Origin of the sequence: Conexibacter sp. CPCC 206217 (genome assembly GCF_030646165.1) — a bacterium.
Taxonomy (GTDB): Bacteria; Actinomycetota; Thermoleophilia; order Solirubrobacterales; family Solirubrobacteraceae; genus Conexibacter.
The window spans coordinates 364,014-387,062 of sequence record NZ_JAUTDO010000004.1 but is presented as its reverse complement, the minus strand read 5'-3'; the positions used below and the strand labels follow the sequence as shown (position 1 = coordinate 387,062).

General features: G+C 72.3%; 22 protein-coding genes. 13 read left to right on the top strand and 9 right to left on the bottom strand.

The features are described from left to right. The first annotated feature begins 98 nt into the window (after positions 1-98). The 3 genes from Q7L65_RS12970 (at position 99) to hemQ (ending at position 2,353) form a co-directional block, all read left to right on the top strand. On the top strand, positions 99-689 hold the full coding sequence (locus tag Q7L65_RS12970) for an RNA polymerase sigma factor (RefSeq protein WP_304721742.1): 591 nt from the start codon (positions 99-101) through the stop codon (positions 687-689). Then, positions 686-1,426 (top strand): hypothetical protein, encoded by a 741-nt coding sequence (locus tag Q7L65_RS12965; protein WP_304721740.1) that lies wholly within the window; start codon positions 686-688, stop codon positions 1,424-1,426. Before Q7L65_RS12970 ends, Q7L65_RS12965 begins: the two co-directional genes overlap by 4 nt. 258 nt (positions 1,427-1,684) lie before the next feature. Further along, entirely contained in the window at positions 1,685-2,353 is a 669-nt protein-coding gene (gene hemQ, locus Q7L65_RS12960; RefSeq protein ID WP_304721738.1) for a hydrogen peroxide-dependent heme synthase, read from the top strand. A 78-nt stretch (positions 2,354-2,431) separates the two neighbouring features. Here hemQ and nudC read toward each other — a convergent pair whose 3' ends face one another. After that, on the bottom strand, positions 2,432-3,361 hold the full coding sequence (gene nudC, locus Q7L65_RS12955) for an NAD(+) diphosphatase (RefSeq protein ID WP_304721737.1): 930 nt from the start codon (positions 3,359-3,361) through the stop codon (positions 2,432-2,434). A gap of 77 nt (positions 3,362-3,438) precedes the next feature. On the opposite strand from nudC, the gene Q7L65_RS12950 reads away from it, so the two are divergent. From Q7L65_RS12950 to Q7L65_RS12935, 4 genes are all read left to right on the top strand, one after another. Further along, a complete protein-coding gene (locus Q7L65_RS12950; protein ID WP_304721735.1) occupies positions 3,439-4,047 on the top strand; it encodes a TetR/AcrR family transcriptional regulator in 609 nt (202 codons plus the stop codon). Positions 4,048-4,144: 97 nt separating this feature from the next. Beyond that, entirely contained in the window at positions 4,145-5,659 is a 1,515-nt protein-coding gene (locus tag Q7L65_RS12945) for a DHA2 family efflux MFS transporter permease subunit (protein WP_304721733.1), read from the top strand. After that, positions 5,656-6,363, top strand: a complete 708-nt coding sequence (locus Q7L65_RS12940) for an SGNH/GDSL hydrolase family protein (RefSeq protein ID WP_304721732.1) — start codon at positions 5,656-5,658, stop codon at positions 6,361-6,363. The genes Q7L65_RS12945 and Q7L65_RS12940 overlap by 4 nt, the downstream gene beginning before the upstream one ends. A gap of 86 nt (positions 6,364-6,449) precedes the next feature. Next, positions 6,450-6,992 (top strand): NUDIX hydrolase, encoded by a 543-nt coding sequence (locus tag Q7L65_RS12935; RefSeq protein ID WP_304721730.1) that lies wholly within the window; start codon positions 6,450-6,452, stop codon positions 6,990-6,992. A gap of 9 nt (positions 6,993-7,001) precedes the next feature. Here the strand turns inward: Q7L65_RS12935 and Q7L65_RS12930 are convergent, their stop codons facing one another. Continuing rightward, positions 7,002-7,577 carry a gamma-glutamylcyclotransferase family protein gene (locus Q7L65_RS12930; protein WP_304721729.1) on the bottom strand — a complete coding sequence of 192 codons (576 nt, stop codon included), beginning with the start codon at positions 7,575-7,577 and terminating at the stop codon, positions 7,002-7,004. Between the two features lie 85 nt (positions 7,578-7,662). On the opposite strand from Q7L65_RS12930, the gene Q7L65_RS12925 reads away from it, so the two are divergent. After that, positions 7,663-8,088, top strand: a complete 426-nt coding sequence (locus tag Q7L65_RS12925) for a VOC family protein (protein ID WP_304721728.1) — start codon at positions 7,663-7,665, stop codon at positions 8,086-8,088. Between the two features lie 103 nt (positions 8,089-8,191). Then, positions 8,192-9,208, top strand: coding sequence for a M48 family metallopeptidase (locus Q7L65_RS12920; protein WP_304721727.1), 1,017 nt, complete (start codon positions 8,192-8,194; stop codon positions 9,206-9,208). A gap of 73 nt (positions 9,209-9,281) precedes the next feature. Here Q7L65_RS12920 and Q7L65_RS12915 read toward each other — a convergent pair whose 3' ends face one another. Genes Q7L65_RS12915 through Q7L65_RS12905 form a run of 3 tightly spaced genes read right to left on the bottom strand, consistent with a single transcriptional unit; the run spans position 9,282 to position 11,421 of the window. Further along, positions 9,282-9,713, bottom strand: a complete 432-nt coding sequence (locus Q7L65_RS12915; RefSeq protein ID WP_304721726.1) for a type II toxin-antitoxin system VapC family toxin — start codon at positions 9,711-9,713, stop codon at positions 9,282-9,284. Then, positions 9,710-9,940: a ribbon-helix-helix protein, CopG family gene (locus Q7L65_RS12910; RefSeq protein WP_304721724.1), complete on the bottom strand. Its 231-nt coding sequence runs from the start codon at positions 9,938-9,940 to the stop codon at positions 9,710-9,712. Before Q7L65_RS12910 ends, Q7L65_RS12915 begins: the two co-directional genes overlap by 4 nt. 53 nt (positions 9,941-9,993) lie before the next feature. Then, complete coding sequence (locus Q7L65_RS12905) at positions 9,994-11,421, bottom strand: sugar porter family MFS transporter (RefSeq protein ID WP_304721723.1); 1,428 nt, start codon at positions 11,419-11,421, stop codon at positions 9,994-9,996. A gap of 146 nt (positions 11,422-11,567) precedes the next feature. On the opposite strand from Q7L65_RS12905, the gene Q7L65_RS12900 reads away from it, so the two are divergent. After that, positions 11,568-13,250, top strand: coding sequence for a CocE/NonD family hydrolase (locus Q7L65_RS12900; protein ID WP_304721722.1), 1,683 nt, complete (start codon positions 11,568-11,570; stop codon positions 13,248-13,250). 137 nt (positions 13,251-13,387) lie between these two features. On the opposite strand, the gene Q7L65_RS12895 is transcribed toward Q7L65_RS12900, so the two are convergent. Next, on the bottom strand, positions 13,388-15,073 hold the full coding sequence (locus Q7L65_RS12895; protein WP_304721720.1) for an alpha/beta hydrolase: 1,686 nt from the start codon (positions 15,071-15,073) through the stop codon (positions 13,388-13,390). Positions 15,074-15,347: 274 nt separating this feature from the next. On the opposite strand from Q7L65_RS12895, the gene Q7L65_RS12890 reads away from it, so the two are divergent. Beyond that, complete coding sequence (locus Q7L65_RS12890) at positions 15,348-17,495, top strand: bifunctional diguanylate cyclase/phosphodiesterase (protein ID WP_304721719.1); 2,148 nt, start codon at positions 15,348-15,350, stop codon at positions 17,493-17,495. Further along, on the top strand, positions 17,492-18,862 hold the full coding sequence (locus Q7L65_RS12885) for an ammonium transporter (protein WP_304721717.1): 1,371 nt from the start codon (positions 17,492-17,494) through the stop codon (positions 18,860-18,862). Before Q7L65_RS12890 ends, Q7L65_RS12885 begins: the two co-directional genes overlap by 4 nt. Positions 18,863-18,928: 66 nt before the next feature. Here the strand turns inward: Q7L65_RS12885 and Q7L65_RS12880 are convergent, their stop codons facing one another. Beyond that, a complete protein-coding gene (locus Q7L65_RS12880) occupies positions 18,929-19,948 on the bottom strand; it encodes a methyl-accepting chemotaxis protein (RefSeq protein ID WP_304721714.1) in 1,020 nt (339 codons plus the stop codon). Between the two features lie 171 nt (positions 19,949-20,119). Between Q7L65_RS12880 and Q7L65_RS12875 the strand changes: the two genes are divergently transcribed. Beyond that, positions 20,120-21,100: an asparaginase gene (locus Q7L65_RS12875; protein ID WP_304721713.1), complete on the top strand. Its 981-nt coding sequence runs from the start codon at positions 20,120-20,122 to the stop codon at positions 21,098-21,100. A 3-nt stretch (positions 21,101-21,103) separates the two neighbouring features. Here the strand turns inward: Q7L65_RS12875 and Q7L65_RS12870 are convergent, their stop codons facing one another. Then, complete coding sequence (locus Q7L65_RS12870; protein WP_304721711.1) at positions 21,104-21,487, bottom strand: cupin domain-containing protein; 384 nt, start codon at positions 21,485-21,487, stop codon at positions 21,104-21,106. 98 nt (positions 21,488-21,585) lie between these two features. After that, the gene (locus Q7L65_RS12865) at positions 21,586-22,935 is read right to left on the bottom strand and encodes an acetamidase/formamidase family protein (protein ID WP_304721709.1); all 1,350 of its coding nucleotides are present in this window, start codon (positions 22,933-22,935) and stop codon (positions 21,586-21,588) included. Between the last annotated feature and the right edge of the window lie 114 nt (positions 22,936-23,049).

Sequence of the window (23,049 nt, the reverse complement as noted above, 5' to 3'; positions counted from 1 at the left end):
GTGACTTTCACAAGTGATGATGAGGTTTGCGCGACGGCTACCGGCGCGCCGCCGGCCGTTTGGTCACAAGATCTGGGGCTCGTGGCACTGAGAGAGCGATGAGTTCCCGGCCGGCCAGCAGCGAGCGCTGCGACCTCGCACGATCGATCGCGGATCCGCGGGCGTTCGAGCGCGTCTACGACGCGCATGCGACCCGCTTGCTGGCATTCCTCGCGCGCCGCACCTTCGACGTCGAGGCCGCCCGCGACCTGACGGCCGAGACGTTCGCGCAGGCCTACAGCAGCCGCAAGCGCTTTCGCGGCTCGACCGACGAGGAGGCGGCGGCGTGGATCTACGGGATCGCCCGCAACCTGCTGAGTCACTACGTCCGCACCGGCATCGTCGAGCGCAAGGCGATCGAGCGCCTCGGTATCCGCGTGCCGCAGCTGGTCGAGGCCGACTACGAGCGGATCGTCCAGCTGGCGGGCCTGTCGGAGCTGCGCTCGATCATCGCGGAGGAGTTCAGCCGCCTGCGACCGGATCAGCAGACGGCGATCCACCTGCGCGTCGTCGAGGAGCTGCCGTATCCCGAGGTCGCGCAGCGGCTCGCGATCAGCGAGCAGACGGCGCGTGCCCGTGTCTCGCGCGGACTGCGCCAGCTGGTCAACGCCGTCGATGCGATCCCGAACTTGAAGGAGAGGCTGACATGAGCGCCGTCGAGCCTCCGTTCCTGGCAGAGCTGCGGCAGGAGTTCGCCCGCGTCGCCGAGGCGGACGCGCAAGCTTCCGCTGCGAAGGGCGCCGCGAGCCGGCGAGGGCGTCTGCGGATGCCCCGCCTCCGTCCGATGGGGCTGCGGACGGCGTTGCCCGTGCTGGCTGCCGTCGCCGCGCTCGGCGGCGGGGCGTTCGTCGTGTTGGAGGGCATCTCGCTGCGTGACGAGGTGGCGCCCGTCACGACAGGGCCTCGGCCGCAGGGCGCGAGTGGCTTCAACAACGAGCTGGTCCGTCGCATCTCGACGCTGTCGCGTGTTCGAACCGATGTGGACGCGATCGACCCGGGCGTCATCAGACAGCTTCCGGCCGGTCTTCTCCCAGATGCGTCGCTGCTGATCGATCCGGCCGCGCCGAACGCTGGCTCGGCCGCGACCCCGAGCACGACGAAGGCTTGGTTGGTGCCCGCCGGGACAGGCCGCCTCGCGCTCGTGACGCAAACCCGAGACCTCGGACCTCAGATCATGCTGGGCGACCTCACCGCCATCACGCGCGGCCAGGTGGTCTCAGCGGTGACGGACGAGCTCGTGGGCGTTGCACCGAACGGCGTCACACGCGTGCGGGTGCACATGGTCGACGGCAGAGAGGTCGAGCTGCCAGTGCGCGGCAACGTCTTCGCGGCACACCTGCCAGCGACCTTCCAGAGCGTCGAATGGGACGGGATGACGAGACCTTGACGTGACAAGCCGGGGCGGCGGGAGCGATGGCTGCCGCAGGCCGCGTGGCCTGCGGCAGCGCATCGTGCAGCCGCCCGCGGACGACCGACCAGCGCACGGCGTGAGCAGGAGGCTCGCGCGCGGTGCGACGTCGGCGTCAGCACGAACGTCCGGGGGAGACGGCCGCAAAGCGCGTGCGGGAGCGCGCTCGCGGCGGCCGTTCTCCAGCAGGTCGCCTACGATGGCCCAACCGCCGCAGCGACCTCTGGAGACGACTCCGTGACGACCGAACCGAACCTCTACACGCTCTACGCCGCCTTCAGCGCGCCGGCCGCGCGGCGGTTGCCGCAGGAGCGGCGCGCGGACGCGGCAGCGGAGGCCGAGGCGGCGCTCGCCACCGGCGACGCGACCGTCCGCGGCAGCTACTCGCTGCAGGGCTTCCGCGCCGAGGCGGACCTGCTGCTGTGGCTGGTCGCGCCGACCGCCGACGCGCTGCAGGACGCGGTCGTCGCGTTTCGCCACACCGAGCTGGGCCGCTCGCTCGACGCGCACTGGACGAACATCGGCGTCCACCGCGAGGCCGAGTTCGCGAAGTCCCACATCCCCGCGTACCTCGCCGGGGAGGAGCCGCGCAAGTACGTTTGCGTGTACCCGTTCGTGCGCTCGCTGGAGTGGTACCTGCTCGAGCCCGACGAGCGCTCGAGCATGCTGCGCGACCACGGCATGATGGGCCGCGAATACCCCGACGTGCGCGCGAACACGGTCAGCGCGTTCGCGCTCGGCGACTACGAATGGCTGTTGGCGTTCGAGGCCGACGACCTCACGCGGATCGTCGACCTGATGCGTCACCTGCGCGGTGCCGAGGCACGCCGGCACACGCGTGAGGAGCTGCCGTTCTTCACCGGCATCAAGAAGCCGCTCGCGGACGTCGTCGCGGATCTGCCGTAGCGGCATCCCGCGCTGCGGCCGGTGCCGCAGCGTCGTGCGCCGTCGTGGCGGCGGTCGCCGCCGCGGGCGCGCTTGCGCCTAGCCCGCCAGCCAGCCGTCGACCAGCCGGCGCGCGATCGCGAGCGGGGGCGGCAGCAGCAGGCCGGTGCTGTCGGGCGTGGCGTCCCATGAGCTGGATGCGCCCAGCGCGGCGGCCGCGGTGACCTCGTCGCGCGTGAACCAGCGCACGTCCTCCAGTTCGCCGTCGCGCGCGACCGGCTCGCCGCCGGCGTACTCGGCGGTGAAGCCGAGCATCAGCGAGCTGGGGAAGGGCCACGGCTGGCTGCTGACGTAGCGCGCGTCGCGCACCGCGACGCCCGCCTCCTCCAGTACCTCGCGCGCGACCGCCTCCTCGAGCGACTCGGCCGTCTCGACGAAGCCCGCCAGCGCCGAGTAGCGCCCCTGCGGCCACGACCGCTGACGGCCCAGCAGCACGCGGTCGCCGTCCAGCACGAGCATGATCACGACCGGGTCGGTGCGCGGGTGATGCTCGGCGTGGCAGACCGGACAGCGGCGCAGATGGCCGCCTTCGGCGACGTCGGTGACGGCGCCGCAGCGGGCGCAGTGCGGGTGGCTGCGATGCCAGCCCAGCAGCGCCGAGGCGTACGCGGCGAGCCCGCCCAGCTCCTGCGACAGCAGCCCGCCGGCCTCGCGCAGCCCCAGCGCGCGGGCGCCCGGCGTCAGCGGCCGGTGAGCGTGGATGTGATCGACGTCGACGGCGAACAGCGCGCCGCCGTCCTGCTCGACGCCGAGCAGCACCGTCGTGCCCGCGCCGCCCGGCACCAGCTCCAGCGGCAGCCGCACCAGCTCGGGCGCGTCGGCACGGCCGGTGACGAGGATCCCGTCGCGCGTGACCGCGAGCGTCCGGCTGGAGCGGTGATGCAGCCGCTCCTGCACCCACGCGGCATCTCTGCGCCGCGCCCCCGCGCGGTCCAGCCCCGACCCGCTGAACGTGTTCGGCAGCGCCATGCGCTCACTGTCGCAGATGCGCGCGGGCGCGGAGATCCCGGCGCAGTGACAGACCGATCGGTCGCTAAGCTAGGCGGATGGCACGCAGATCGGCAGCTGACGCGCGCGACACGCGCACCCGCATCATCGACCGCGCGCTGAGGATCGCATCGACCGACGGGCTCGAGGGCGTCACGATCGGGCGCCTGGCCGAGAGCCTGGAGATGAGCAAGTCGGGCGTGCTCAACCACTTCCGAACGAAGGAACTGCTGCAGCTCGCGGTGATCGAGTCGGCGTCGGAGTTCTTCCGTCGCGAGGTCTGGACGCCCGCGCGCGAGCGGCCGCCGGGACTGCAGCGGCTGCTGCAGATCGAGCACCGCTGGATCGACCTGATCAGCGGGCAGAGGTGGCCCAACGGCTGTTTCTGGACGGCGGCGGCGACCGAGTTCGACGGCCGACCCGGTCCCGTCCGCGACGCGCTCGCGGAGGCGCTCGGCCAGTTCGAGTCGGCGATGCTGCGCGAGGTCGGGCGAGCGGTCGAGGCGGGCGAGCTGCCGCGCGGCACCGATCCCGAGCAGGTCGTCTTCGAGCTGCGCGGGGTCGTGATGGCAGCCGACCAGCAGCTGCAGCTGCTGCGCGACCAGGCAGCGCCGGAACGCGCGAAGCGGGCGGTCGAGCGGATTCTCGGGGCGCCCGCGCCGGTCTGATGCGCCAAGAAGAATAGGGTCCGACCGATCGGTCTCTAAGTGCGCTAGGGTTCGCGACCACTTCGCGTACCGCTCCACGCACAGGAGGCATCTCGAAATGTCTGGACCGACTCCGCGGCCGGGCCCCGCGATCGCGATCGCGTCGGCGGCGACCTTCGTCGCGTTCCTCGACGTGACCGTCGTCAACGTCGCGCTCCCGGACCTGCAGCGCGACTTCCCCGGCGACTCGCTCGTCGCGCTGTCCTGGGTCGTCGCGATCTACGGCGTCCTGTTCGCCGCGCTGCTGACGCCGGCCGGCCGGCTCGCCGACGTCGTCGGCCGCAAGGCCGTCTTCCTCGGCGGCTTCGCCGGCTTCACGCTCGCCTCGGCGCTCTGCGCGCTCGCGCCGAGCGTGCCCGTGCTGATCGGCGTGCGGGCGCTGCAGGGCGCCAGCGCCGCATTCATGATCCCGGCGGCGCTCGGGATCGTGCTGGCCGTCTCCAGACCCGAGCGGCGCGCCGCCGCCGTCGGCCTGTGGGGCGCGACCACGTCGATCGCCGCCGCGACCGGGCCCGTGCTCGGCGGTGTCCTGATCGACGCCTTCAGCTGGCGCGCCGTCTTCCTCATCAACGTCCCGATCGGGATCGCGGTCCTGCTGGTCGCGTGGCGCGTGCTGCCGGCGCTGAAGCTCGGCGCCCGGCAGCTGCCCGACCTGCTCGGCTCGCTGCTGCTGGCCGCGGGGGCGGTGCTGGTGCTCGTCGCCGTCACCGAGACGGGGCAGTGGGGATGGATCGACGCGCGGACGGTGGCCTGCGGCGCGGCTGGCGCGACGCTGCTGGCGATCGCGCTGCTGCGCACGCGCACGCACGCGGCGCCGGCGGTCGAGACCGCGCTGCTGCGCAACCGCGCGTTTGCGGCCGCGACGGTCGGCGCCGCGCTCTACGGCGTCGCGCTGTTCGCATGGATGCTCGCGAGCGTGCTGTTCGTGACGTCGGCCTGGGGCTACTCGATCGTCGAGGCGGGCCTCGCGGTCACACCGGGCGCGTTCAGCGCCGCGGTCGGGTCGGTCGTCGCCGGCCGCGCGATCGAGCGCCGCGGGCCGGCGCCGATCGTCGCCATCGGTGCGCTGATCTTCGCGCTCGGCGGGCTGTGGATGGTGCTCGGGATCGGCGAGACGCCGCAGTTCGTGACGTTCTGGCTGCCGCTCGGGCTGTTCACCGGGCTCGGGATGGGCGCCGCAACGGTCGGTCTCACCGCTGCCGCCGCGCGGGCCCTGCCACCGGCGCAGTTCGCCTCCGGCACCGGCCTCGTGATGACCGCGCGCCAGTTCGGCGGCGCGCTCGGCGTGGCGGTGCTGGCGACGATCCTCGCCGGCGACGAGGCGGGCATCGGCGGCTACCGCGCCGTCTTCGCGATCTGCGCGAGCGCGGCGCTGCTGGCGGGGGTCAGCGCGCTGTGGCTGATGCGCGCCGGTCCGATCGCGGGCGAGCCGGCCCTGGTCGGCAGCGGTGCGGTCATCGGCGACGCCGCCCGGTCGATTGCCGTGCCCGCGCCCGCGACGGTCGGCGACGGCGCCCCCGTTGCGCCGACCACGACCGCGATCACCACGACGAGAGCGGCGGTGACGGCATGAGCGCCGAGCCGTATCGCAACGAGCTGGCCGACCCCGACGCGCTCGGCGCGCACGCGGAGCACGTGCTGCTGCGCGGGATGCCGTGGAAGCGCTTCGCGGTGATCGGCGACAGCATCGCCGAAGGCATCGGCGACCGCGTCGACGGCTACATGGACCTGTCGTGGTCCGACCGCGTCGTGCGCGGGCTGCGCAGCCACCGGCCCGAGCTGGCGTACCTGAACCTCGGCCGCCGCGGGCTGCTCGCGCGCGAGGTGCGCGAGCAGCAGCTGCAGCAGGCGCTCGCATTCGCGCCGGATCTCGCGGCCGTCTGCGCGGGCGGCAACGACACGATGACCGATCCGTTCGATCCCGACGTGCTCGAAGGCGACCTCGACGCGCTCGTCGCGCCGCTGCGCGCGGCCGGCGCCGACGTCTTCCTCTACACGCTGTTCGACATCGGCCAGGCGGTCGAGCTGCCGGAGCCGTGGGGGTCGCGGCTGCGCGACCGGATGGCGACGCTCGCGCTCGTCACGTTCGCCGTCGCGCGCCGTCATGACGCGCTCGTCGTCGACTGCGCGACCGACCCGCGCTGCGGCGACCGCTCGATCTACAGCGCCGACATGCTGCACCTCAACCGACGCGGCCACGCGGTCGCGGCGGGGCGGACGCTGCATGCGCTCGCAGGGGCGATCGAGCGACGCAGGGAGTCGTTCGCGTTCGCGTAGCCGGCGTGCGGCCGGGCGCGGCGGGCGGCGCGCGGTGCGGCGCCGCCCGCCGGAGCGCGCGGGCGACTGCTCTAGGGTGTCGAGCGATGAGCTGGCAGACGCTCGACACCCGTGACGTGTACGAGAACAGATGGATCCGCGTGCGCGAGGACCAGGTCGTCAAGCCCGACGGCTCGCGCGGGATCTACGGCGTGATCGAGCTGCAGAACCCGGCCGTCTTCGTCGTCGCGCTGACGCCGCAGGACGAGGTCGTGCTCGTCGCGATGGAGCGCTACACGATCGGCCGCCGCTCGCTGGAGGTGCCGGCCGGCGCGACCGACGGCGAGGATCCGCTCGTCGCGGCCAAGCGCGAACTGCGCGAGGAGACCGGCCTCGTCGCCGCCGAGTGGACGCCGCTCGGCGCGATGAACGCGCTCAACGGGGTCGCCGACGCGCCCGAGGTCGTCTTCCTCGCAACGGGCCTGGCGGTCGTCGACGACGGCGAGGACCGCGACCACGAGGGGATCACCGAAGTGCTCAGAGTCCCCTTCCCCGAGGTCCTGCAACGGATCCGCTCCGGTGAGATCGTCGACGGCGAGACGATCGCCTCGATCGCGTTGGCGGCGATCGAGCTGGGCCGGCTCAGATAGCCACGCCCTTCACCGCAGGTCGATCCGCTCCAGCGACAGCCGCTCGCATCCGGGCGGCAGCGGATCGGTGGTGGCGCGGTAGCGCGCGAGCTGGTCGCCGCCGAGGCGGCGGAAGCCGTGCTCGACGTCGTCGACGTACTCCTGGCTGACGACGGCCCTGCCCTCCCGCACACCGCGCGCAAGCCGCTCGCGCGCGTCTGATCTGCCGGCGTACGCCCACACGCGCGCACGCTTCCACGTTGCTTCTGGCGTGACCAGCGCGCTGACGTCGATCCGCTCGTAGTTGCGCTCGCGTGCGTCGAGCAGCGCGAGCGCCGTCGCGTCGACCGGCAGGCAGAGCCCGTTGACCGCAGCCTCGCCGACGCCGTCCGCGTCCGCGACGAGGTCGAGGAATGCGACGTACACGTCGGGCCGCTCACCGCTCGCACGCGCCCGGTACCACTTGTAGCCGGGCAGGTCGCACCGGTTGTCCATCGCGACCCCCCAGCGTCGCCGATGCCCGGCCAGCACCGCCGGATACGCCCCGCGGACCGGCTCGGCCGCGAGCGAGCCGTAGGCGAAGACCCAGTCCGATGGCGGCGGCATCCGCCAATCATGCACACGATCGTGCTCTCCTCACATCGTTGGAACGTTGCGGACGGCTGCGGCGGCACGCGATAGCGTGCGATGCATGCCCACCGCTTTCGTCCACACCTGCGTCCGTGCGCGCGACATCGATGCGTCGCTGCGCTTCTACGAGCTGCTCGGCTTCGAGCTGCGCGGCCGGCTCAACTTCGAGTCGGCCTACAACGTCTACCTCGGGTTGCCCGGCGGCGGCGACACGCTCGAGCTGACCGTCAACGTCGGCCGCACCGAGCCGTACGACCTCGGCGACGGCTACAACCACCTCGCGCTGACCGTGGAGAACCTCGACGGCCTGCTGGAGCAGCTCGCCGCCGCTGGGATCCAGCCGGAGACGCCGCCGTACGCTCCCGGCGGCCGTGAGGAGGTCGGCCGGATCTGCTTCGTCGCCGACCCCGACGGCTACCGGATCGAGCTGATCGACGGCATCTTCCCGACCCCGCAGGATCCGCCCCACCCGTCGATCGGCGCCTAGCTCCGCGCTTCGGCCGCCGGCTCCCGGCCGTCTCCGCCGAACGGGGGAAGCGGTCGGGAGCAAAGGTTGCAAGCCAGCTCACGCGACCCCGTATGCTCGATGGATGACCTCGTCTGACGCACCCGTCAAGGGCTACCAGCTGAAGGACATCTCGCCGCGCGCGTGGCAGCACCCGGCCGATCGCGCCGCCACCGCCGCGCTCGCGTCGATCCCCTACCTCGACAAGGTCGTGCGCACGCTGATCCAGCTCGGCTACGAGCGGGCGCTGCGGCAGGCGTCGCTCGGCGCCTCGGTGCGGTTGGGGGAGGCCCAGCTGCAGGAGGTCTGGCGCGACCATCAGTTCGCCTACTCGACGCTCGACATGGCCGACGTGCCGTCGCTGTACGTGACGCAGAACCCGATCGCGAACGCCTTCGCGATCGGCGCCAAGGAGCCGATCGTCCTCGTCAACTCGGAGCTGCTGCAGCTGCTCGACGCGCCGCAGCGGCGCGCCGTCTTCGCGCACGAGGCGGCGCACATCCTCTCCGACCATCAGCTGTACCGGACCGCGCTGCTGATCCTGCTGCGGCTGACGGCGACGGCGAAGATCGCGCTGCCGCTGATCCCGGTCCGCACCGCGCTGATGGAGTGGTACCGCGCGACCGAGCTGAGCTGCGACCGCGCGTCCGCGCTCGTCACGCGCGACCCGCTCGCCGTCTGCCGCACGCTGATGTCGATCAGCGCCGGCGCGATGACCGACCAGCTCGACCTCGACGCGTTCATGGCGCAGTCGATGGAGTACGCCGAGAAGGGCGGCGGCCTGGAGCGCCTGACTCGCCTGATGCTCGACCTCGGCGTCACCCACCCGCTGCCGGTCCGCCGCACGCGCGAGCTGATGCTGTGGGTCCGCGAGGGCGACTTCGACCGCATCGTCGGCGGCGACTACGTCAGACGCGACGACCCGATCAGCGTCAGAGCCGAGACCGGCGACGCCGTCTCCTTCTACAGCGACCGCTTCAAGGAAGCGTTCCGCGACGCCGGCGAGACGATCGGCCAGGGCGGCCAGCAGCTCGCCGACTGGCTGCGCAAGGCGAAGGACGACATCGGCGGCAGCGACGACGGCGAGGACGACGGCAGATAGCCGCACCGGCGTCGGCGTGCGGCAGGGGCGCCGACGCCGAGCGCGGTCTGACCGTCCTGCGCGCCGCTGTCGCTCAGCCGAGCACGGCGTCGCGCTTCACCACGTCGGTGGGCGTAACTGCGAGGCCTGGCCGGACGAGGTCGCGGTGGTCGCAGCTGACGAGCATCCAGCCGCGGCGGCGTGCGACGGTCACGTAGGCGGCGTCGTACGAGCTGAGCCCGTGCGTGTCCGCGTCCGCGATCGTCGCGCAGACCGTCTCGCCGTCGACCCGTTCGAGATTGCCGGCTGCGGCGATCTCGACCAGCTGAGTGACCTCCCGCGCGCGAGACACCGATCTCCAACGGCGGATCGCGACATTGCCGACCTCGAACAAGGTCAGATCGAGCGCCGCCAGTTCGGGCTCATCCTCGCCGAGCGCGACGATCTCGGCGGCGGCGCGGTGGTAGCGGTCGTCCGGGTCGCACGCGGCCAGCCAGACGCCTGAGTCCAGCAGCAGGACGCTCATCGCGCGTCCCGCATCTCACGGATGTACTCCGTCGCGCGACCACCGTAGCCCCGCGACGGTCTGTCGAGCAGCTCGCGAATCCGCTCGCGCCGGGCCTCGGACGCATACCGCAACTCGCGCTTCGCGAGGTCGCGCACGAAGTCGCTGCGCGTGGTTCTCATCTGACGCGCGTACGCGTCGATTCTTCCGACCAGATCGTCGGGGAGGTCGATCATCACCTGTGCCATGCACCGATCTTGGTCGATGCGATGGCGCAGGTCTACAGCGTGTGTCTTGTCCTTCAGCCGACCGCCGCGGCCGGCGTCGGCGGGCGTCCTTCGTCGACGCCGGCGCGGCGGCGCCATTCGTCCTCGATCTCCTCGAGCGTCTTGCCGCGTGTCTCGGGGACGAGCTTCCAGGTGAACCACAGCGCGAGCACGCCGAAGCCGGCGAGCATGCCGAAGACGGGAGCGCCGCCCCAGGCGGTCAGCAGGATCGGGAAGAGGAGGGAGATCGCGAAGTTCGCTCCCCACTGGACGGAGTTGCCGATCGAGATCGCCTGGCCGCGGATGAAGAGCGGGTAGATCTCCGACGCCATCACCCAGAAGCCCCAGCCCCAGCTGACGGCGAAGCAGGCGATGAAGCCGAACAGGCAGAAGACCGTCACCCATCTCCAGATGCCGCTGAAGTCGTCGACGGCGAACGCGACGGCGACGCCGGCCATCGTCAGCACCATGCCGAACATGCCGCCGAGCAGGATCTTGCGGCGGCCGATGCGGTCGACGAACAGCAGCGCGAGGACCGTCGCGACGAAGTTGAGCGTGCCGATGCCGGCGGTCGTCAGCGTCGAGGCGGAATCGCCGAAGGCGGCCTCCTTCAGGATCGTCGGCGCGTAGTAGATGATCGTGTTGATGCCGGTGATCTGCTGGAAGATCCCGAGCCCGATCCCGACGGTGAGGATCGTGCGCGCGAGTGGGCTCGTGAGCGCGGCGGTGAGCGACTCCTTCGGTCGCGCGCGGTCCTCCTCGACCGCGGCGACGATCTCCTGCAGCTCCTCCTCCGTCTCCGGCGCGTCCGGGTCGCGCAGCTCGTGCAGCACTCTGCGCGCCCCCTCGACGTCGTCTCTGGCGACCAGCCAGCGGGGCGAGTTCGGCAGCAGCAGCATGCCGATGAACAGCAGCGTCGCGGGCACCGCGGCGAGCGCGAAGACGATCCGCCACTCCTCCGCGGTCGCCGCGTTGACGATGTACGCGAGCAGGATGCCCGCCGTGATCGCGAGCTGGAACAGCGCGACCATCGAGCCGCGTCTTGCGGCCGGTACGACCTCGGAGATGTAGAGCGGCACGACCGTCGAGGCGAAGCCGACCGCGAGGCCGATGATGAAGCGCGCGACGATCAGCACGAACGTCGTCGGTGCGGCCGCGGCGAGCACGGCGCCGATGATGAAGACGACGGCCGCGAGCTTGACGATCCCGCGGCGCGACATTCTCGCCGTCAGCCAACTGGAGAACAGTGCGCCGACGAGTGCGCCTGCGGTGACCGCGGAGACGACGACGCCGATCTCGCCCGAGGAGAGGTTGAACTCGCGCTCGATGTACAGCTGAGCGCCGGAGATCATGCCGGTGTCGTAACCGAACAGGATGCCACCCATCGCGGCGACGGCCGCGGTCAGCCAGACGTGCGCCTGATACGAGAGCCGTCGCTCCGGCTCCTGCGCTCTCGACGACATCTCCACTCCTCCGATCCCCGCCACCCCCGCTGGGCGGCATGCGGGCGCGAGCATAGACGCACGGGCGGCGCCACGGGGCGCGGGCGTCCGCGCGCGCCGCCCGACGCGCTACGGTCGAGTGGGATGCGCTCCACGGATGGCCGACGTTGACGCTGCTCAGCGAGATCGCGGGACGCTCGCTGCGTCTGCCGCGCGCGCAGACGCACGACGTGCTGCTGCAGCGCGACCTGCCCGCGACGATGGACGACGGCGTCGTGCTGCTGGCCGATCGTTACGTCGCGCGCGCGGAGGCCGAGAAGGGCGATGGTTCGCCCCCACCGCCGACGGTGCTGGTGCGCACGCCCTACGGCCGCCACGGCTTTTTCGGCTTCGTCTACGGCCGCCTGCTGGCCGAGCGCGGATTCCAGGTCGTCGTCCAGAGCGTCCGCGGGACGTTCGGCTCCGGCGGCGTGCTGCGCCCGTTCGACGAGCGCGCCGACGGCCTGGCGACGCTGCGGTGGTTGAGAGAGCAGCCGTGGTGCGACGGGCCGATCGGGATGATCGGCAGCAGCTACATGGGGCTGACGCAGTGGGCGGTCGCGAACGCCTCCGAGGGGTCGATCGGCGCGCTCGCGCCGTCGATCACCGCGTCGCAGTTCCACGGGCAGGCCTACGGCGGCGGCTCGCTGTCGCTCGACACCGCGCTCTCGTGGACGCTGATCATCGCCGCGCAGGAGCGGCGGCTGGCGCCGTTGCGGCTGATCTTCGGCATGCGCCGCAAGCTGCCGAGAGCGTTCGACGCGCTGCCGCTGAACGAGCTCGACGCGCTCGTCGCGGGCGAGCCGGTGCCGTTCTTCCGCGAGTGGTTCGACGTTGCCGCGCCCGACGATCCCTACTGGGCGGTGCGCGACTTCTCCGCCGACGTCGCCGGCGTGACCGCGCCGGTGCAGCTGATCGGCGGCTGGCAGGACATCTTCCTGCCGTGGCTGCTGGAGGACTACGTCGCGCTGCGCAGAGCCGGCCGCACGACGCAGCTCGTCGTCGGCCCGTGGGCGCACACCTCGACGCCGCTGCTGGCGCGCAGCCTGAGGGAGGGGATCGCCTGGCTGCGCGCGCACCTGCTCGGCGACCGGCGCCTGCTCGACGAGGCGCCTGTGCGGATCTGGGTCGGTGGGATCGCGCGCGAGAACGGCGAGGACCCCTGGCGCACGCTGCCGGACTGGCCGCCGCCGGAGGTGCAGCCGTGGCGCCTGCACCTGCGCGCGGGTGGGGGGTTGAGCGAGGAGGCGCAGGAGGGCGAGTCCGAGCGCTCCCGCTTCACCTACGACCCGAACCATCCGACTCCCTCACTCGGCGGCCCGGTGCTGCTCGCACGCGAGCCGGTGCTCGACAACCGTCCGCTGGAAGCGCGCGACGACGTGCTGACGTTCACCGGCGCGCCGCTTGCGCACGACGTCGAGGCGATCGGTCCGGTGCAGGCGGACGTCTACGTGCGCACGTCGAGCGCGTTCGCCGACGTCTTCGTGCGGATCTGCGACGTGCATCCGGACGGCCGCTCGCTGAACGTCTGTGACAGCCTGATCCGGCTGACCGACGCCGCGCCGTCGATCGCGCCGGACGGCACCCGCCGCGTCACGTTCGAGCTGTGGCCGACGGCGCACCGTTTCGGCGCGGGCCACCGGATTCGCGTGCTGGTCGCCGGTGGCGCGCATCCGCGCTACGCGCGCAACGCCGGCACCGGCGAGCCGCCGCAGACGGCGACACGGCTGGTGACCGTCGAGCACGAGGTGCTGCACGACGCCGCCCACCCGTCGGCGATCGAGCTGCCGCGCATCGCCGCCGACGGCTGACCCGGCGCGCCGGCGCACCGGCGCACCGAAACAGCGTGTGAGGCGACGCGGCATCCCAACCGCGGGGGATCCCGCGCCACCCCCGTCCGCCGCGGCCAGACGACCGCGGCGGACAGGCTGGGGTGGGAGCTGGGCCGCTACGGCTGCACGAGCGGCTTCACGTGCGGCGCGAGCCGCTCGATCCGCTGCAGGCGCGCGGCCAGGCCGCTGCGCTGGGCGAGCGACTGCGGCGCGACCGTCTGCCCGTCCTGCGGCGGGGCCGGGGTCGGGGCCGGCTCGGGCGGCGGCTGCTCGAACGGGACCTCCTGTCTGCAGACGGTCCCCTCGGCCGGCAGCGTCAGGTCCTCCAGGTAGGCGTCGACGGCCGTGTCGATGCAGGCGGAGTTGCCGCCGTAGGCGGTGTGGCCGTCGCCGCGCATCGTCAGCAGGCGCGCGTTGCCGAGCTCTCTGACGAGCCGCTTCGCCTCCTTGTACGGCGTCGCTGGGTCATACGTCGTGCCGACGACGAGCGTCGTCGGGTCGTTGGACGGGTTGCGGAACGGGCCGTAGAAGGCGCTGTTGGGCTTGACCGGGTACAGGCCCCACGCCAGCTCGCTGTAGCCGTGGTTCCAGAACGCGTGGTCGTAGTCGTTGAAGGAGCGCTGGCCCTCGCGCACGAACGTCGAGACATTCGACGGGTAGCGCTGCTCCAGCGCGCTGATCGTGAAGTAGCGATCGGTCAGCGGATCGTACGTGCCGTCGTCGAGCTTCCCGTAGAAGATGTCGTCGAGCGCGCGCAGGACCGTGCCGTCGTTGTCCTGCTCAGCTCTCGCGAGGGCGTAGGCGAGGTCCGGCCAGAGGCTCTTGGAGTAGACCGCCTGCGTCACCGCGGCGTCGACGTCCTCGCCGTCGACCGGGTCGCCGTTGGACGCCGGGATCGGGCTCGCGGCCGCTCTCTCGATCAGCTCGTCGAGCGCGGACCACGGATCCTCGCCGCCGAAGTTCAGGCAGGCGTCCTGTCTCGCGGCGCAGGCCTGCAGGAAGCGGCCGATCGCGCGCTCGAAGCCGGCGGTCTGCTCGTCGAGGCTCGACAGCGGGTCGTTGACGTACTGGTCGGGATCGAGCGCGCCGTCGAGCACGATCGCGCGCACGTGGCTGGGGAACATGCTCTGGTAGGTGGCGCCGAGGAAGGTGCCGTAGGAGAAGCCGAGGTAGGTCAGTCTTCTGTCGCCGACGGCGCCGCGCAGGTAGTCGACGTCGCGCGCGACGTTCGCGGTCGAGACGTACGGCAGGATCTCGCGGTTGAGCGTCAGGCATCTGCGGATGTAGGACGTGTCGCGCTGGACCATCGCGCGGATGTCGAGCGTGTCCGGCGTCTCGAACGGCTGCGCGTAGACGCCCTCGGTCTCCTGGTTGGATCTGCAGTCGATCGACGGGCTGCTCTCGCCGACGCCGCGCGGATCCATCCCGACGATGTCGAAGCGGTCGTTGACGCCGGCGAAGAGGTCGGCGCCGATCGCCTCGACGGTCGCCGCGGCGTCGCCGCCCGGTCCGCCGAAGTTCACGAACAGGGAGCCGATCCGTCTGCTCGGATCTCTCGCGGGGATTCTCGCGACGGCGAGGCTGATCGTGCCGCGGCGCGGATTGGACCAGTCCTTCGGGACCGGCGCGGTCGTGCACTGGGCGACGTCGTCGTCGCCGCACGCGCTCCACTGCAGCGGCGCGGACGGCGGGCCGGGACGCTGGCGATCCTGCGCCACGGCGCTCGGCGCGCACGCGCCGGCGAGTGCCACGACGCCGGTGCAGGCAGCGGCGAGCCGCCTCCCCCTGAGGCTCGGGCTCATGGTTCCTCCCTCTGAAGTTTGGGTGGGCCTCGCGGCCGGCTACCCGCGATCGGCGCGACTCTCTCGCGCGACGGTCATAGCGGAAACATCGGTGTCCATTCCCATGGCACGCAGGCGTTCTGTCGGCTGCAGGGCCGCTGGGCCGCGTGCGAGCCGCTGCCCGTCCCTCAAGTGACTGGGATTTCTGTCGAGGTACCGTGATGTGAGCTCTCGTCCGAGCTTCAGCGCACCCTTCGGCGAACGCATCCGCAACGGCAAGCGGAGCGGACCGTTGGTGAGCCGCGGCCTCGTCGTCGACGCCGCCCCGCAGCAGCGCGCCCGTCAGGCGCTGCGCGCGGCCGAGCGGCTCAGCCGCGCGGTCGTCGAGGGCCTGGAGGAGGGCGTGATCGTGCTCGACCCGCGCCTGCGCCCCGTCAGCTGGAACGTCAGCGCGCTGCGGATCCTCGGCGTCAGCGCCGACGAGATCGCCGCCGCCGACGCGCGCGACCTGCTGTTCGCGCGCGACACGCTGCGCTACGACAGCGGCAAGTCGCTCTCCGCGCAGGACAACCCGGCGCAGCGCGCACTGCGCCAGGGCGCCCCCGTCAGGGCCACGCTGCGACGCGCGATGCCAAACGGCAGCGAGCGCTGGATCACGATCCTCGCGCGTCCGATCGGCGGTGCGCACGGCACCAACAGACGCGGCGTCGTCGCGACCGTCGCCGACGTCACCGGCTCGGTCGAAGGCGCGCAGCGCCTGCGCGAGGAGCGCGATCGCGCGCAGCGCTATCTCGAGGTCGCCTCGACGCTCGTCGTCGTGCTCGACGCGGCCGGCTGCGTCGAGCTCGTCAACCGCCAGGGCTGCGAGCTGCTCGGCTACTCCGAGCACGAGCTGGTGGGGCGCGACTGGCACGAGACCGTGATCCCGCCCGGCGACCGTCCGGAGGCGCGCGCGGCCTTCCAGCAACTGCTGGCCGGTGAGGAGCCGCCGCCCGAGCGGGCCGAGACGTTCCTGCTGACGAAGGGCGGCGAGGAGCGCAAGATCGCCTGGCGCAACGCGCTCGTGCGCGACGCCAGAGGCACGGTCACGTCGGTGCTCAGCTCCGGCGAGGACGTGACCGAGCGCCGCCGCGCGGAGGCCCAGGTCGCCTACCTCGCGCACCACGACCGCCTCACCGGCCTGCCCAACCGCGCGCTGCTGGAGGAGCAGTTGCAGCGCGACCTCGCGCGCGCCCGCCGCACCGGCGGCGCCGTCGCGCTCGTGCAGGTCGGGCTGGACAACTTCAAGCTCGTCAACGACTCGCTCGGCCATGGCGCCGGCGACGCCGTCCTGCGCGAGACGGCGCAGCGCGTCGCCGAGCTGACGCGCGCCGGCGACGTGATCGCGCGCCAGGGCGGCGACGAGTTCATGCTGCTGCTGGACTGCGGCGCGGAGGACGCGCAGGTCGTCGCGCAGCTCGCCGGCGACCGCATCATGGAGGCGCTGGAGCAGCCGTTCGCCGTCGCGGGCGCCGAGTTCCACATCGGCGCCGCGATCGGGATCGCGCTGTTCCCCGGTCATGCCAACAACGCCGAGTCGCTCTTCAAGCACGCCGACATGGCGATGCACCAGGCCAAGCGCGCGGGCGGCGGCACGGTCGCCTTCTACGAGCGCGGGGCGAGCGAGGCGCGCGACCGGCTGTCGCTCACCAGCCGCCTGCGGCGCGCGATCGAGAGCGACGAGCTGCGCCTGCACTTCCAGCCGATCTACCGCGTCGAGGACGGCCAGCTGGTCGCCGTCGAGGCGCTCGTACGGTGGGAGGATCCCGAGCACGGGCTCGTGCCGCCGGCCGGCTTCATCCCCGTCGCCGAGGAGACCGGGCTGATCGAGGGGATCGGCACGTGGGTCGTCGAGGCGCTCTGCAAGCAGGCGGCGCGCTGGGCGAAGGAGGGCTTTCGCCCGCGCCTCTGCTTCAACCTCTCGCCGCGTCAGCTGCGCCAGCCCGACCTCGTCGCCTCGATCGCGCAGGCGATCGCGCGCTACGAGCTGCCGGCCGGCCAGTTCTGCGCCGAGCTGACCGAGAGCGCGGTGATGAGCGACGAGCGGCGCGACAGCTCGCTGCTGGACGAGCTGCACGCGGCCGGCCTGGCGATCGCGATCGACGACTTCGGCAGCGGCCACTCCTCGCTCGCACGTCTGCGCGACCTGCCGGTGCAGGTGCTGAAGGTCGACCGCTCCTTCCTCAGACGCGTGCCCGAGGATCCGGGCTCGACCGCGATCGTCGCGGCCGTCCTGGAACTCGGCGCCGCGCTCGGAATGACGACCGTCGTCGAAGGGGTCGAGCACCCCGAGCAGCTCGCGCTATTGCGCCGGCACGGCGCGCCGCTCGCGCAGGGCTTCCTGCTGGGCCGCCCGGTCCCGGCCGAGCAGCTCGACCGCTCGCCCGCGCGCGTGACCGCATGATGACGCCGCCGCTGACCTTCGCGACCCGCTCGCTCGGCAGCGTCACGATCGACCTCGACGCGCTCTGGATCGTCGTCGCGGCGGTGCTCGTGATGTTCATGCAGGCCGGCTTCGCGTGCGTCGAGATCGGCTTCTCGCGCGGCAAGAACGTCGGTGCGGTCGTCGCGAAGGTGCTGCTGAACTTCTCGATCGCCTCGCTCGCCTGGTGGGCATGCGGCTTCGCGCTCGCGTTCGGCGGCGGCGGGCTGCTCCTCGGCGACTCGGGCTTCTTTCTGCACGTCGGCCAGACGCTCTCGTCCGGCAGCCCGATAGCCGGCCCGGTGACGCCGGCCGACACCGGCTACGTGCTGTTCCAGATGGTCTTCTGCGCGGTCTCGCTCGCGATCGTCTGGGGCACGACGCTGGAACGGATCCGCTTCATCGCCTATCCGATCTACGCGGTCGTCTTCGCCGCCGTGATCTACCCGCTCGTCGCGCACTGGATCTTCGGCGGCGGCCTGCTCGGGCAGATCGGATCGGGCATGCAGGACTTCGCCGGCTCGACCGTCGTGCACCTGACCGGTGCGACGGGCGGCCTCGCGGCGCTGCTGCTGCTGGGCCCGCGGCGCGGCAAGTACGGCCCGGACGGCAGACCGCGCGCGATCCCCGGCCACTCGATGCCGATGTTCGGCATCGGCGTGCTGATCCTGTGGCTCGGCTGGTTCGGCTTCAACGCCGGCTCGACGCTGAGCACCGAGGGCGCACGCTTCGCCGAGATCGCGCTCGCGACCAACATCGCCGCCGCCGCCGGCGTCGTCGGCGCGGCGATCACGGTGACGCTGCTGACGCGCCGGCTCGACGTCGGGATGCTTGGCAACGGCGCGATCGGCGCACTCGTCGCGATCACCGCGCCGTGCGGCTTCGTCGAGCTGTGGGCGGCCCCGCTGATCGGCCTGATCGCGGGCGTGATCGTCGTGATCTCCGTGCTGGCGATCGACCGCGTGCTCGACGACCCGGTCGGCGCGCTGTCTGCGCACGGCGTCGCGGGCATCTGGGGCACGCTCTCGTGCGGCATCTTCGCCGCCCCGCGGCTCGCCGACGCGCCCGGCGCGCCGGGCCAGGCGGGGCTGATCTACAACGGCTCGTTCGAGCAGCTGGGGGTGCAGGCGCTCGGCGTGGTCGTCGCTTTCACGCTCGTCTTCTCGATCTCCTACGTCACCTTCGCCGCGATCAAGGCCGTCTTCGGGCTGCGCGTGACGGAGGCGGAAGAGGAGGAGGGGCTCGACATCGTCGAGCACGGCATGTACGGCTACCCCGAGCAGTTCATCGTCGGCGGCGAGGTCGGCCTCGACGCGCCGCTCGCGGACGAGCCGGTCGCGCCGCGGTAGGCGGCGGCTCGGCGCCCGCCCGCCCATCGCCCGCCCGCGCCCCGCCGCGGCTGCCTTGCCTCGCGCTCAGCCGCGCCGCACGAGCGCGCCGTACCAGCCGAGGCCCTCGTAGGTCTCGTAGCCCGGCGTGCGCGCGAAGCCGACGACGTCGTCGCCGGCGCTGTAGAAGCCGCTCTCACGGCCCTCGGTGCGCAATTCGATCCGCTCGCTCAGCAGCCCGGTGCGATCGGAGGCGGCGATCACGCGCCCGTCCGCGTCGAGCAGCAGCGCGCGCGTGCGGTCGCGCTCCTCGTCGGCGAGTCGCAGGCCTTCGACGATCGCCTGCGACTGGCTGCCCCAGTCGAAGAACACGCCCAGCGCGCCGATCGGCGCGCCGTCGTGCGCGCCGCCCGTACGGACGGCGGTCGCGTAGGTGGCGACCGGGGCGTCGCCCAGCAGCGGGTTGCGCGCGATGTCGTCGACGGCGTAGGCGCCGCCGTCGCTTGTCGCGAGCGCTGCGGCGAACCAGCTGCTGTCGGCGACGCTGCTGCCGAGCACGCCGGCGTAGCGGTCGGGCCGCCCGTGCGCGATCACGCGCCCGTCGCGGTCGGCGATCCAGAGGTCGAGGTAGACGGTGTAGCTGGCGAGGATCGTCGCCAGCCGCGCGCTCGCGTGACGCGTCCGCGCCGGCTCGTGCGGGGCGTCGCAAGCATCGACGACGGCCGAGTCGGTCGCCCACCAGCGCACGTCGCAGCTGCGCTCGTAGAGGTTGCGGTCGATCAGCTCGACGGCGTTGCGGGCGAGGTCGGCGAGCCGCTGCCCGCGCACCTGCGCGACGAGGTCGCGGCCGAGCGCGTTCAGCTCGCCGATGCGCGGCTCCAGCTGCTCGGTCAGGTCGGCGGAGAGGGCGCGCACGCTCGTCGCGACGCGGCCGACCTCCTCCGCGACGACGGCGAACCCGCGGCCGTGGTCGCCGGCCTGCGCGGCCTGCACGAGGGCATTCAGGGCGAGGATCTTCGTCGTGTCGGCGACACGCTCGATCTCACGCAGCTTTGAGCCGGCGAGTCCGCTGACTTCGCCGGCGAGACGGACGACGCGCTCGGGCACCGGGGAGTTCTCTCACTTCGCTGGGCGGATGACGGGCCTCTTCCGGTGATCGGTTCGCGGGCACGATCCTTGAAGGCGGTGTGCCAGTCCGCCGTGCGCCGGGGCGCCGCCGCCGAGGCGGCCCGCGCGCGAGCCGTGGGGCCGGCAACGCGGGTCGCTAGGGTTGTCGGGATGGATCGCCCCAGAGCAGCGCGTCGCGTGCGCATCATCGGTGCCGGCGGCACGATCGCGATGGGCGGCGACTCCGCCACGCCGCAGCTGGCCGCCGCCGCGCTCGTCGCGATGATCCCGGAGCTGGGGGGCGACGGCATCGACGCGATCGACGTCGTCAACAAGCCGAGCGCGCACCTGACGCTCGCCGACCAGCTCGAGGTCTGCCGCCAGGCGCGCGACGCCGCGCGGCGCGGGATCGGCGTCGTCGTCACGCACGGCACCGATTCGCTGGAGGAGACGGCGATGCTGTGCGACGTCGTCCACGACGCGGAGGCGCCGATCGTCTTCACCGGTGCGATCCGCCCTGCGACGGCCGCGGGCGCCGACGGCCCCGCCAACCTGCTCGACGCGGTCTCCGTCGCGACCAGCGAGGAAGCGTCCGGGATGGGCGTGCTCGTCGTCTTCGGCGGCGAGATCCACCACGCCCGCTGCGCGCGCAAGACCGACACGACGTCGCTCGTCGCCTTCTCCTCGCCGCAGACCGGCCCGCTCGGCCGCGTCACCGAGGGCCACGCGACGATCTGGTCGAGACTCCCGCGCAACCCGCCGCTGGACCCGCCGGCGCTCGACAAGCGCGTCCACGTCGTCCCGACCGGCGCCGGCGACGACGGCACGCTCGCGCGCGCCGCGCTGGCGACCGAGCCCGACGGCGTCGTGATCGGCACGCTCGGCGCCGGCCACCTCGCGCCTCCGCTGCTGGAGCTGTGGGCCGAGGCCGCCGAGCGGATCCCGATCGTCGCCTACTGCCGCCCCGAGCGCGGCGTCGTGCTGCAGGGCACCTACGGCTACGCCGGCTCCGAGCAGGACCTGCGCGACACGGGAATCATCCCCGTCGGTTTCCTCTCCCCCCAGGCGGCCCGCATGAAGCTGCTCGCCTGCGTCGCCTCAGGACTGTCCGTCGAGGAGGTCCGCTGGGCCTTCCGGCAGGACGACGGCTGACGGTCAGTCCGCCGGCGGCTGCTCGGGCTCGACGAGGATCGTGTCCTCGTGGGAGTACGCGGGGGAGCAGGCGCAGACGAGCACGAGGTCGGCGGTGCCGGTGTTCCACAGCTTGTGAACGACGCCGGGCGGGATCACGGCGCAGTCGCCCGGCTGGACGTCGCGCTCGTCGTCGCCGATGCGCAGGCGGCCGTGGCCCGATCTGAACAGGTACAGCTCCTCGGCCTGCGGGTGGTAGTGGGCGATCGTCGCGCCGCCGGGCGGCAGCGTCGCCTCCGCAAGGCTCTGATTTCTCGCCGGCGAGTACCCCGGCCCCGCCCACTCGCGGATCGTCGAGCCGTCGGCGGTGACGTACGGCTCCAGCTCGTCGTAGCGCGCGAGGTGCATGGCCGCAACGCTAGCGCGGCGCGCCCCGCACACCGCCGCAACGTGGTCGCTGCTCGTGCAGCTGCTGCCCGTGCGGGCAGCAGCTGCACGAGTGAGCGTCAGTCGAACAGGTACTTCGGGACCTTGCCGACGACGACCTGGGTGCGGTCGACGACCTCGGCGACCTGGAAGTCGCCCGCGAGGCTGGCGAACGAGAGCGCCTTCGCCTCGGTGAAGCCCTTCTCCATCACCAGGAATCTGACCATGTTGGCCGTGGCGAGCTTCATCGCGCGGTCGAGATCGTGGTCGATCCCCATCACGATGTAGTTGTCTCTGTCCTCCGCGGCCGGCCCGGTGATCGCCTCGCCCTTGTGCACGATGAAGCGGAACGTGCCCTGCAGCGACTGCTCGATCGCCGTGCCGCTGACCTCGCCGTTGCCCTGGAGGCTGTGCGGGTCGCCCGTGTAGAAGCGGGCGCCGGACTGGAACACCGGCAGGAACAGCGACGAACCGATCGTCAGGTCGCGCGTGTCGAGGTTGCCGCCGTAGGGGCCGGGCGGTGTCGAGGGCTGCACGCCGAGCGCGGGCGGCGGCGCGTCGGGCGTGTTGCCGACGAAGACGCCCTCGGGCGAGGCGACCGCCATCGTGCCCATGAACTTCTGCAGCGGGATCTGGATGTCGTCGTTGAAGAACGCGACCTCCTTGTTGCCGAACATCCCGGTTCTGTAGAAGTTCGCCCCCTCCTCGGGGAGGATGTTGAGCGGCAGGTCGCCGGTCCGGAAACCGGGATACGTCGTGCTGAAGACGCCGCTCGTCGGCGAGGTGCTGTTGACGCCGTACGGCACGCGCGTCTTGAGGTCGAGTATCTGCACCTCGAGCGTGTCGCCCGGCTCGGCCCCGTCGACGTAGACCGGGCCGGTGAGGATGTGGCCGCCGTAGCGCGGGCGGTCGGCGAGGCTTCTCTGGAACGCGATCATGTCCGGCAGCACGCCGCTGGCGGGCACGCCGAATCTGGCGTAGTAGGTGACCGGATCGGTCGTCGCGCTCGTAGCGCCCTGCTGCGTCAGCGTGTCGATCTTGACGATCTGTCCCGATCTGACGGTCTCGACCGGCGCGTTGCCGATCGGGAAGCCGCCGAGCACCGTGTTCTCGGGCGTCGACGGCACATAGGCGATCTCGTCGGGTCTTCTGCTGCCGCCGTGGCCGCCGCCATCGCCATGGCCGTGACCGCCGTGGTGCCCGTGGCCGTCGTGGCCGCGCCCGCCGTCGTGGCCGCGCCCTTCGTCGCGCCCGCCGCGCCCCGGCCGATCCCAGCCGCCGCGACCGTCGTGCGCGTCATGCGCCTTCTTCTTGCCGGTTGCGCCGGCTGGCGTCGCAACGCCGGCTGCGAACAGCGCCATCAGCGCGAGTGCGGCGACGAGCGCCGCGAGCAGCAGGCGGACGTCTGTGGTTCGTCGGTTGCCGACCACGAAGAGTTCTCCTTCTCGAGGGATGCAGGGACGGAAGCGTCAGTCCTCGGGCGGCAGTCAACCGCGCGCACAGCCGGCGGGCACTGTCCAGTTGGCCGACCTGCAACCGGTGTC

Coding starts and splice junctions, on each gene's coding strand:
- Q7L65_RS12970 (WP_304721742.1), top strand. CDS start 99: ATGAGTTCCCGGCCGGCCAGCAGCGAGCGCTGCGACCTCGCACGATCG.
- Q7L65_RS12965 (WP_304721740.1), top strand. CDS start 686: ATGAGCGCCGTCGAGCCTCCGTTCCTGGCAGAGCTGCGGCAGGAGTTC.
- nudC (WP_304721737.1), bottom strand. CDS start 3,361: ATGGCGCTGCCGAACACGTTCAGCGGGTCGGGGCTGGACCGCGCGGGG.
- Q7L65_RS12950 (WP_304721735.1), top strand. CDS start 3,439: ATGGCACGCAGATCGGCAGCTGACGCGCGCGACACGCGCACCCGCATC.
- Q7L65_RS12945 (WP_304721733.1), top strand. CDS start 4,145: ATGTCTGGACCGACTCCGCGGCCGGGCCCCGCGATCGCGATCGCGTCG.
- Q7L65_RS12940 (WP_304721732.1), top strand. CDS start 5,656: ATGAGCGCCGAGCCGTATCGCAACGAGCTGGCCGACCCCGACGCGCTC.
- Q7L65_RS12935 (WP_304721730.1), top strand. CDS start 6,450: ATGAGCTGGCAGACGCTCGACACCCGTGACGTGTACGAGAACAGATGG.
- Q7L65_RS12930 (WP_304721729.1), bottom strand. CDS start 7,577: ATGCCGCCGCCATCGGACTGGGTCTTCGCCTACGGCTCGCTCGCGGCC.
- Q7L65_RS12925 (WP_304721728.1), top strand. CDS start 7,663: ATGCCCACCGCTTTCGTCCACACCTGCGTCCGTGCGCGCGACATCGAT.
- Q7L65_RS12920 (WP_304721727.1), top strand. CDS start 8,192: ATGACCTCGTCTGACGCACCCGTCAAGGGCTACCAGCTGAAGGACATC.
- Q7L65_RS12915 (WP_304721726.1), bottom strand. CDS start 9,713: ATGAGCGTCCTGCTGCTGGACTCAGGCGTCTGGCTGGCCGCGTGCGAC.
- Q7L65_RS12910 (WP_304721724.1), bottom strand. CDS start 9,940: ATGGCACAGGTGATGATCGACCTCCCCGACGATCTGGTCGGAAGAATC.
- Q7L65_RS12905 (WP_304721723.1), bottom strand. CDS start 11,421: ATGTCGTCGAGAGCGCAGGAGCCGGAGCGACGGCTCTCGTATCAGGCG.
- Q7L65_RS12895 (WP_304721720.1), bottom strand. CDS start 15,073: ATGAGCCCGAGCCTCAGGGGGAGGCGGCTCGCCGCTGCCTGCACCGGC.
- Q7L65_RS12885 (WP_304721717.1), top strand. CDS start 17,492: ATGATGACGCCGCCGCTGACCTTCGCGACCCGCTCGCTCGGCAGCGTC.
- Q7L65_RS12875 (WP_304721713.1), top strand. CDS start 20,120: ATGGATCGCCCCAGAGCAGCGCGTCGCGTGCGCATCATCGGTGCCGGC.
- Q7L65_RS12870 (WP_304721711.1), bottom strand. CDS start 21,487: ATGCACCTCGCGCGCTACGACGAGCTGGAGCCGTACGTCACCGCCGAC.